This is a genomic window from Candidatus Margulisiibacteriota bacterium (assembly GCA_031268855.1).
Lineage (GTDB): Bacteria > Margulisbacteria > Termititenacia > Termititenacales > Termititenacaceae > Termititenax.
Map to the genome: position 1 here is coordinate 1 of JAIRWS010000108.1, position 9,411 is coordinate 9,411.

The window sequence follows — 9,411 nt, forward strand, 5'->3', positions numbered from 1 at the left end:
AACTGGCTGTCTATAACAACACCGCGGACGCGCCGCTGGCCGCCGAGATTTTACGGGATATCGCCAGGCGGGAAGCGCAATTCCAAGAAGAACATCACGACAGGGCTGCTTCTATGCTCAGCGGTTATCAGAAAAAAATAATAAAAGAAATCCTGCTTGCGGGTTATCGCGCGGAAGAGAGGATCAAGCAGCTGTCGAACAGAGCGGCTTTACATTTGGCAGCCGAAAGATAATTCGCCCCGCGGCGGGGCCAAAGCCCGCTAAACCGGCTTTTTATTCTATAACCAACCAAAAGGTAAGTTCCCTATTGTTTTAATTGTAAGCGTATGTTATGATTATTATCGAAGCGTTATTACATATGGTTTTTATAGGCACACAGCGGCAAGCTGGTTGCGCCTAAATATTATAAGGAGGGTATTATGCGTTATTCACAAAATTCTACCAAGTGTCCGGCGGAGATCACGATCTGCTTGATCGGCAATAAATGGAAGCTGTTGATTCTGCGCGAGCTGTCATTTGGCACGAAGCGTTTTGGCGAGCTGCTGCGCAGCGTGGTCGGCATCAGTCAAAAGGTCCTGACGCAGAGCCTGCGTTCTATGGAGGAGGCCGGGCTGGTCAGCCGCAAGGTTTATGCCGAAGTCCCGCCCAAAGTCGAGTACAACATGACCGCTTTGGCCAGAGACTTAAGCAAACTGCTGGATCTGATGGCCGACTGGGGACTTAAATATCAAGCTCTGCGAAAGAAAAAAAATTAAGACCGCGCGGACGGGCGCCAAGTATACGCTTTTCCGCTGTGAGTTGCTTAGACCACTTTCATAATATAGATCACCGTATAATAAGCGGGTACGGTATTGACGCTGAACGCTGTGCCGTCGCCGGTAGTGGCTGTCGAACCGGTGACGCTGCCGCCAGTGATACTGCCGCTGACCACATGTGAATGAGAGCCGCTTTCGGGGATCTCTACATTGACTTTATGAGCATGTGAACCGCCGGAGATTGACCCTGCGGGCGTCATAGAAAAATTAATAGTAGTAGAACCACCATAAGACAAACTTCCATGTGAGCTGTTACTTTCACCAGAATAGGATGAGGAATCAAAAACACCGGATTTTGCTGTAATTCCTTCGGAAGATTTGTGCAATGAAAGCGAACCTGACGCGGCAGTTCCTGAAAATGTATGCGTATGCACTGGATTTTCATTATCAGTCGTACCGCTGCCCGTATGTGTGTGTCCACCGCTTGAGACTATCGAAAGTCCGCTCGTGTTAAGTCCGCCAAAAGACAAGCCAGTCGCCTCGTGTTTGTGCGAGGGCAGATTGGTCTCGGCCAAAAACACACTCTGACTATCCGCGCCACCGCCCGTGGTAAAATCAGAGCTCGTTCCGCCGCGCAAAAACCGGTCGGTCAGATCCGGCACATTCGAGTCGGCCTGATGATTGGCGGCATTGCAGATCTTCCAGATATTTTTAAATTCCGCGCTGGTCGCGCTCCACGCTGTGGAACTGAATGTTAAGATCGCGCCTTTCGGGAAAAAGGTCAGATCGAGAATGTCACTCGCCAGCATTGGCTTGCCTGTCGCTATAGTCATAAAAATACCCCCTTGTAATTTATTACACTAACCAGACGTAGAATTTCTCCCACCGCTTAACATTTATTTACATTTCAACAACTAAGTTATTGGTTTACCCTCTGATTGTTTTTGTATATCAAAAACCGTACAAATTATAGTATTACTATGGTACTCGTAATAATTATAACAAATAATTATATTTTGTCAATAAGCGTACAAAGAAAGGGTGCCAAATGGATACCGCGTCTTCCGGGTTTTCGGACAGCGACTTGAAAAAATTATTCAGCGGGAAGCTAGCCATGTTACGAAAAGAAAGCGGCCAAACTATGGAGGCCGAGGCTGACAGTTTAGACTTATACAAGAGCGAATATTTCCGTTTTCTCAGCGGCTCGCGTCTGCCGCATTTACGCACGCTCCTGCATATCAGCAAAAAATACGGCGTGACGCTCGACTGGTGGTTCAATGAGCTGGCTACTCTGCCCAAAGACAAAGCGGCGCTCCGGCAAAAAGCTTTTGAGTTGCGGACTTTGAGCCTGCTTAAAAAATTTTCGCCTCCGGCGCAAAACGCCGCGCTGGATGTCCTGACCGCGCTCGCCAAAAATCTGCTTTAGTACCAGTCGGCCAGCGCCCAGATTACGCCCGGACGCATATACATCGACGCGACAAATTTATGATGGACATCCCAGCCTTCCGGCGTGCGGAACAGCATGCCGTTTTTATAAAGCAGACCGTTGACCCGCCGCAGCAGTTTTTCCGCTTTTTTTCTCTGCCCGCGAATGAGCAGATGTCCGGCAAAAGCGTAATTCACGCCAGTCCAGGCATCATTGCCCTGTAGCGCTTTTACCGGCTGGCCGCCGGCAGTGCGGCCGTTGGCCAGGCCGTACCGCCCTTTCTCCACGCCGAGAAAGTTACTGCGGTAAATATGTTTCAACGCGCTGTCTATCTGTTCAGGCTCCAGCACGCCCGGCAGATGCATTTGCTCCAAAAACCATTGTCCGGCCAGCTGCGCGGCCATGATGTCGCTGGAGCGTTCGTCAAAATTAAAATAGCGTCCGTTCCAGAGTTTGCGGTTCAGCGAATTTTTGGCCTTTTTGAGGCCGAGCCGCCACTTCCTGGCCTGTTCTTTTTTACCGAGTATTTCCGCGATCTGCACGCCGGTCTGCAAAGAGGCCAGCCGCAAAATGCCGCAGTAGGCCGACGCGCCCCGCATCAGCCAATTGTCAAAAGTTTGATCGGGAAAATTCTCGTTTTCCGGCAGCCCGTCGTTGTCGCCGTCAAACGCGGAAAGATACTCGATCGCTTTGAGCAAACCCGGCCAGCATTCTGCCAAAAACTCGTGATCTTTTTTGCCGCTGTAATAATAGGCGCGGTAGACCTGCAGCGCATATTTGGAATTTAAATCTTTCCAGCGATTGGCATTCTGCCAGGTATAGGCGTTGAGTTTTTCCCAGGGCGCTTCGAGCGGCGAGCCGAGGTCGTGCGGCAAAGCGTGCCTGCGTTTGCGCAAATCGCGCTGAATAAATTTTCTGTTGTGTTCGCCGCTGACCGTAATTTTTTCCGAAACAGCCGCCCGCGTATGATAATCGATCTTGACCGGATCTTCCACGAAAATTGTTTTAGTAAATTCCCGCATGATCCTTTTTTCGATGTCCGGCCAAAATTTAGCCAGCGGAAACGCGCCAAAAAAACGCACGTCCAGCGTTTCGTAAAAAAGATAATCGTAACATTCCAGATAAGAGTACAAGCCGCTGCGCGCGTCCCAAATGCTGCCGCCGTCCGCCAGATAATATAGCTCATTGAACATCGCCTGCGCGACGCGCGGCGGAACTTTCTTAGCAACCGCGGCGTGCCAGCGCGTGATTTCGTCGGAATATTTAGGCAGATTTTCCAGAACTTCCCGTGCCAGCGCAAAAGAATTTGCGCCGTCCGTGCCGAAATATTTGGTGTAATATTTTTGCACTTTGCCGTTCAAACAAAAAGGAATATCCCAAACCAGCGCGAACGGCACCACCATAGTCTCTCCGGGATTTAAATACACCTTGACCGCCAGCGCGCCGGCCGGCTGTTCGTATCGCGTACTGACATTTTCCGGCAAAACACCCCGCGCCGCAAAAGACTCCCAGATCTCCGGCGCGCCGGACACCGCGTCGAACTGTGTGCAAATAGAAACCTGCGCGCCCTCCGGCGCATAAGCCGCCAGACACATCTCGCCGGACAAGGCGTCCGCGGCGCGCGCGGACTCCGCCTGAAAAACGATGCCCTTATAATCCGCGTCTTCCACGCGCTTGTTGCTGCGGCGACCAATATTTTTCACAAATTTTTGCTCGGTCGCCGCGCCGCTGTTGTCAAAACCCCAGCCCAAAATATTTTGCCAGCTGAACAGCACGGAGATTTCCTGCGGCCGCTTTTGTTTATTGCTGAGCTGCACCCTGAAACACGCGGCCGGATAAGACGTCTCCCGATAATTGTATGGCAGCACTGGCGAAAATTGTTCGACCACCACATCCAGCTCCCGGTATCGATACCACGATTGCGGATACAGCGCGGCGTATTCGCACTTTTTGGGGTTCAGCTTTTTTTTCGTCCAAATTTTACTGCGTAGCGACAGCGGATAGGCTTCGGTCTTGTTCTGGGTTTTCCGAAAAACCGCCAGCCCGCAAGCGTCCAAAATCTCCTCTATATGCACGCCCGGGAAAAGATGCCAGATATTGAAATCGCCATAAGGACTGCGGCTGAAAGTACCGGCGCCCAGGCCGCCCAGCGGCGCGCCCTGCGGAAAAGAATCGATCATCGGATAATCCGCCTGAGGCTTCAGTGTTTTCAGCCGCGCCAGCCGCCGCAATGTAATGCGGTAAGCATTTTTGGGAATCGCCAAACGCGCCATCGGAAACATTTAGAAAATTTCGGTCAAGCCGTAAATTACGAACGCCAGGCCTAGAAACAAACTATTCAGCACCAACAGGGCGCAAGTCGCCTCGCTGGCATTGTATTTTTCGCCAATAGCGATATACGCGCCCATCAGCAGCGACAAAAGCATACAGGCGCCAATAATGAGAACCAGCATCTTGCACCTCAAAAACGGATTGGGCAGATTATACACCCAAAGCGTTTGTCTTGCCAAAATCGCGGCCGCGGCGCAAAGTTGGCATTTTTCTTGCGGTATTACCTATATAGGACTTGGCAAAAAAGTTAGAAGCAGGGAACAACGAAAGGAGAGCGCCATGAATCCGGTCAAAGAAATTAACGATCTGCTCGATCATTGTCTGGCGGGGAATATTTCGGACATTCACATCGAATCTTTTCAGGAATATTTTCAGGCGCGCTGCCGCGAGGACGGACTGCTGGCGGTTTGGCGGCGGTATCCAGCGGCCGAGCGTGGACAATTTTTCTCGCGGCTCAAAATAATGGCCGGCATCGACACCAATAAATTCGGCGTGCAGGACGGCCGCTTTACCTATAAAGACCGCAATGTGCGCCTGTCCGTCCTGCCGGTGTTTTGGGGCGAGAAAATCGTTCTGCGCCTGCTGGGACAATCTTTGCAGCTGGACATCAATTCGCTCGGCCTGCCGTCAGCTATACTGCCGTCGCTGCAAAACAATGTCCGCCGAACAGCCGGCCTTATTTTGGTCACCGGGCCTACCGGCTCCGGCAAAACGACCACGCTTTATTCTCTGCTCAAATTACTGGACTGCGCGCAGAAAAATATTATTACTATTGAAGACCCCATAGAGTACCAGCTGGAGGGCATCAATCAGGTGCAGATCAATCAAGCCCGCAGTCTGGATTTTGCCGGAGTATTGCGCGCTGTTTTGCGGCAGGACCCGGATATTATTTTCATCGGAGAGATCCGCGATGAAGTAACCGCGCAAATAGCGGTGCGCGCCGCCCTGACCGGGCATTTGGTCTTTGCCACGCTGCACACCCGCGGCACGCTGGAAACTTTTACACGGCTGCTCGATCTGGGCATTGCCAAATACCTGCTCGACGCGGTGCTGGTTTGTATTCTTTCCCAGCGGCTTTACCGCAAACTTTGTCCGGCAGCTCCGGGCGGTTTTAAAGGCCGTTCCGGTCTATTTGAATACCGCTCTTTTTCCGATAATCTCGCCTATTCTTTCGCCGAAGCCAGTGAAGAGATACTAAAAAATGGCCTAACTACGGCAAAAGAATTGTTGTTTAATTGATGTGGATAACTTGTTTAAAATATTTAGAATATTTCGGCCCGCGAAAACTTTATTGCAAATTTGTTAAAAAAATTTAACGCTATATGTGGAGATTTTGTGAAACACCAAACCACATATGTAGTGTTTTTTATCTGTTTTTGTGAAAAACCGCCTGAATCCCGATAAAACCAGGGTTTTACGCCGCCGCTGAGCAAAAGCCCTCTGTGGATAAGTCGTGGATAAACTAATTTTCGCTGATTATTTGCGCGGAATTTATTGTTTCTATCGGATAAATTTCATAGCGTCCCAAAAGATCCTTAGCCGCCGTCTCGCGGGCAACTTTATCGCTATAAAAGGCAAAAAGCGCCGCGCCAGATCCCGACATACCGCAGGCGACAGGGTTTGTTTTTGCAAGCGTCTGCCTGTAGGCCGGCAATTCTGGCCGCAGCGCGGCCGCCGCCAGCCAAAGCGCGTTATATGTTGGAATATTTTCCGGTGAAATTTTGCCCCGCAGGTAAGCGTCGTCAGCAAAAATTTTGTCCCCAGAGGGACGGTAAGCTTTGTACACTTCGGCGGTGGGAAGCGCGAACGGCGGCTTTAAGATCAAGCCGTGCAGGCGCGGCAATTCAGGGATCTTTTGCAGCGTTTCTCCGCGGCCTGTGGCAAGATACGCGCCGCCGTGCAGACAATAGGCAATATCCGAACCAAGCTGAGTAGCGATTGCCGCCAGTTCTGCCAGCGGTAAATCGAGCGCCAGAAATTTGTTCAAGCCGAGCAAAGCGCCGGCGCAATCCGTCGAACCGCCGGCCAGACCGGCCGCCAGCGGAATTTTTTTGACCATAGTAATTTTGACGCCCCGCGCCGGCGCGTATTTTTGTAAAAAAATTTCCGCCGCGCGATAAACCAAATTTTGCTCCGGTCTATCCGTGATGCCAGACGGCAGGTCTACTTCCAGGCTGTCCGCCCGCGCGAACTCCAGCGTATCATACAGCGAAACCGACTGTAGCACCGTCCGCAATTCATGATAACCGTCGCGGCGTTGACCGAGCACATTCAAGACCAGATTTATTTTGGCGGCGCTCTTAACCCGCAAAGTCATTATTTAATATTGATCGGATATTTTTTCTTGGCGGTCTCGACCAGCGACTGGATTTTTTCCGTCTGCTTTTGCTGCAACAGCGTCGCTTGAATATCCTGCTTGATCTCAGCCAGCGGGCGCTGGGTTTCAGCGCGGCGGTCAGTCACTTTTATAATGTGCCAGCCGAACTGCGTTCGCACAGCAGACTTCGTGGTCTCGTCTTTTTTCAAAACGAACGCGGCCTGCTCAAACGGCTCGACCATCTGGCCTTTGGTGAAAAAACCCAGGTCACCACCCTGACTGGCGCTGCCCGGGTCAGTGGAAAATTCTCTGGCCACGTCAGCAAAATTGCGGCCTTTGCCCAGTTCGGTCTGCACAGCCTTTACTTCGTCTTCTGTGTCGACCAAAATATGGCTGGCGCGCACCGCTTCCGGCTGCACAAATCTTGTCTTGTTGTCATTGTAGTATTTGGAAACATCCGCGTCGCTCACCGAGACATCGGCCACTGAATCGCGGACATACTGATTGGTCATAACGCCTTCTTTGATATTCTCCAAAGTTTTCAGCACCTCGGGGTTTTTTTCATAGCCCCGCGCTTTAGCTTCGATCGCCAGCAGTTTGTTTTCGATCAAGCGGTCGAGTATTTCACGCTGGCCTTCCGCCGTGGAATAAAACTGCGCGTACTGCGCCGGCAATGTATCCGCATAAGCCTTGACGTCAACCTCGGTAATACTGTGCGCCGCGCCGATCGCCGCCAAAACTTTGTCCGCGGCAAACAAACCGCCGCAAAGAAAAACTATCAGCATAAATTTTTTCATGAAAGCCCCCCGGATTAAATTAACAGTATTATACACCTGTCCGGCAGGAGCACAAATTGTTTTTTACTGTTCTTTTTCCGGCAGAAGCAGGCGCGAAATTTGCGCGTTTTCCGCGGCGTTGGCGGAAGGCTCTAGCAGTCCGGTCAGCGGCGGCAGGCTTTCCCGCCGGCCCTGCACATATTTAAATTTCGCCAGTACTCTGGCCGTGTCCAGGCGCGAAAGCTCCGTTTGCGGTTGAAAATAGTTTTCGGCGGCCAGCGCAAAAAACGCTCTGGTCTGCGCGATCTCCTGATAAGCCCAATGCGTGTCCGGCACATCAGCAAAAACCGGCGCGCTTAAAAAAACGCCGGCCAAATCTTCGCCGAGAGCCGCGCTGTATCTGGCAAAAACGCAGGCCGCTTCCGCTTTGCGTATCGGCTGGTTTAGACGCGCCGTGCCGTCAGGATACCCCCGCAGCAAACCATAACGCGCCGCTTTTTCCGCTTCGGCCAGCTGTTCGCCGGCCACGTCAGAAAATTGCGGGATCGTTCTTTCCGGTAGCGGCAGACCCTGCTCTTCCAGCAGGCGGGTCAGCATCCTGAACATTTCTTTTCTGGTCAGCGGCAGTTCCGGATTGAAAACCGCGCTTTCATTTTGTTCTGTCGCCGCGGCCGCAAACATTTCCTCCAAAATTTCCATTTCAGCTTCGGTGTCCTCTGTCGGATATTCTGCCGCTTCGTCCGCGTCCGCGATCACTGTCGTCGGCAGTATTATCGGCCGTAAAGCTACCTGCGAATATTCTTCCGTTTCATCTTCCTGATAACGCACGCCATTTCCGGTAAAAACCATCGGCGGCAGCATTATCGGCCGCGCCAGAGGATTGTCTTCGCCGTCAAAAGTAAACGAAGCGTTGCTGATCACAAAATCGCCGCCGGATATTTGCGCCGCTCCAGCTAAAAAAGTCTCCTCAGCCGCGGTCTCCACCGCGGCCACTTCTACTTCTTCTTCCGCGTATTCTTCCGCGTCCGTGGCGTCAGCAAAATATTCTGCTTCCTCTTCAGCTGTTAATTCGTCCTCGGGCGCCGTTTCAGCAAAATACTCTTCGTCCTCGTCCGCGGCGTCAGCAAAAAATTCCTCGTCTGCTTCATAGTCGTCCTCTGTCAGTCCGGCCAGCGCTTCTTCCGCATCTTCATATGCATCTTCATATATGTAGGTCAGCACCGTCGCCCAGCCGCCGCCGTGCCCGGCCTTGTCCACAGCGCGCACCCGCAAATAATACTCGCCGAAATCATCCACCGGCGGCGGATCAAAAAACGGCGCGTTAAATTCCGCGCTGAAATTATTGTCCTGAAAAAAATCGGAAGCGCCAGCTTCGTCAGCGCCCCAGTAAACATAGTAGCCCTTGATCTCCTCGCTGGAGTCAGGTTGATTCCACGTGAACGCGGCGCAATCATTATCCCTGGAACGAATTTCCGCGACGGTCGGAGACGATCCGGGCGCGGCTTGCAAAACACAAACAGAAAACAGCAGTGTCAAAAGCAGGCAAAAAAATCGTTTCACAAAAAATATCCCCCCAGAAACATTTACAATAGCGACACTAAACACACATTCATACTTATTATAATGCTACTATAAAAAAACATTCTTGTAAAGCAAAAAATATGCAGTCGTACAATTGGTTAATAGTATTTAACTTACCGCGGTAAACATTTTTATCGCCGCGCATCGAGCCATCATCTCCATAGGTATTTATGTCTCTGCCAGACCAAACCTGGATTATTGGTGGCTGAGCTTGTGGCCACCGCG

11 protein-coding genes are annotated in these 9,411 nt (G+C 51.5%); 4 read left to right on the top strand and 7 right to left on the bottom strand.

The annotated features are described in order from the left end of the window. Positions 1–233: hypothetical protein (locus LBJ25_06405; GenBank protein MDR1453584.1), on the top strand; the 233-nt coding region annotated here is incomplete at its 5' end. A 186-nt stretch (positions 234–419) separates the two neighbouring features. After that, positions 420–755, top strand: a complete 336-nt coding sequence (locus LBJ25_06410; GenBank protein MDR1453585.1) for a helix-turn-helix transcriptional regulator — start codon at positions 420–422, stop codon at positions 753–755. A 47-nt stretch (positions 756–802) separates the two neighbouring features. Here LBJ25_06410 and LBJ25_06415 read toward each other — a convergent pair whose 3' ends face one another. Continuing rightward, positions 803–1,588 (bottom strand): hypothetical protein, encoded by a 786-nt coding sequence (locus LBJ25_06415; protein ID MDR1453586.1) that lies wholly within the window; start codon positions 1,586–1,588, stop codon positions 803–805. A gap of 281 nt (positions 1,589–1,869) precedes the next feature. Here LBJ25_06415 and LBJ25_06420 point away from each other — a divergent pair, with 281 nt between their 5' ends. Continuing rightward, entirely contained in the window at positions 1,870–2,181 is a 312-nt protein-coding gene (locus LBJ25_06420) for a helix-turn-helix domain-containing protein (protein ID MDR1453587.1), read from the top strand. Here LBJ25_06420 and LBJ25_06425 read toward each other — a convergent pair. Together LBJ25_06425 and LBJ25_06430 are read right to left on the bottom strand one after the other, a co-directional pair. Further along, positions 2,178–4,454: a hypothetical protein gene (locus LBJ25_06425; GenBank protein ID MDR1453588.1), complete on the bottom strand. Its 2,277-nt coding sequence runs from the start codon at positions 4,452–4,454 to the stop codon at positions 2,178–2,180. The two genes, LBJ25_06420 and LBJ25_06425, sit on opposite strands and share 4 nt — an antisense overlap. Positions 4,455–4,463: 9 nt before the next feature. After that, a complete protein-coding gene (locus LBJ25_06430) occupies positions 4,464–4,634 on the bottom strand; it encodes a hypothetical protein (GenBank protein MDR1453589.1) in 171 nt (56 codons plus the stop codon). Positions 4,635–4,791: 157 nt separating this feature from the next. On the opposite strand from LBJ25_06430, the gene tadA reads away from it, so the two are divergent. Next, positions 4,792–5,751 carry a Flp pilus assembly complex ATPase component TadA gene (tadA, locus tag LBJ25_06435; protein MDR1453590.1) on the top strand — a complete coding sequence of 320 codons (960 nt, stop codon included), beginning with the start codon at positions 4,792–4,794 and terminating at the stop codon, positions 5,749–5,751. A 223-nt stretch (positions 5,752–5,974) separates the two neighbouring features. Here tadA and ispE read toward each other — a convergent pair whose 3' ends face one another. From ispE to LBJ25_06455, 4 genes are all read right to left on the bottom strand, one after another. Beyond that, the gene (ispE, locus tag LBJ25_06440) at positions 5,975–6,829 is read right to left on the bottom strand and encodes a 4-(cytidine 5'-diphospho)-2-C-methyl-D-erythritol kinase (GenBank protein MDR1453591.1); all 855 of its coding nucleotides are present in this window, start codon (positions 6,827–6,829) and stop codon (positions 5,975–5,977) included. Then, positions 6,829–7,626, bottom strand: coding sequence for a peptidylprolyl isomerase (locus tag LBJ25_06445; protein MDR1453592.1), 798 nt, complete (start codon positions 7,624–7,626; stop codon positions 6,829–6,831). Before LBJ25_06445 ends, ispE begins: the two co-directional genes overlap by 1 nt. A 63-nt stretch (positions 7,627–7,689) precedes the next feature. Next, a complete protein-coding gene (locus tag LBJ25_06450; GenBank protein MDR1453593.1) occupies positions 7,690–9,165 on the bottom strand; it encodes an S-layer homology domain-containing protein in 1,476 nt (491 codons plus the stop codon). A 58-nt stretch (positions 9,166–9,223) separates the two neighbouring features. Beyond that, positions 9,224–9,411 (bottom strand): hypothetical protein (locus LBJ25_06455; protein MDR1453594.1); only part of this gene is annotated, 188 nt, incomplete at its 5' end.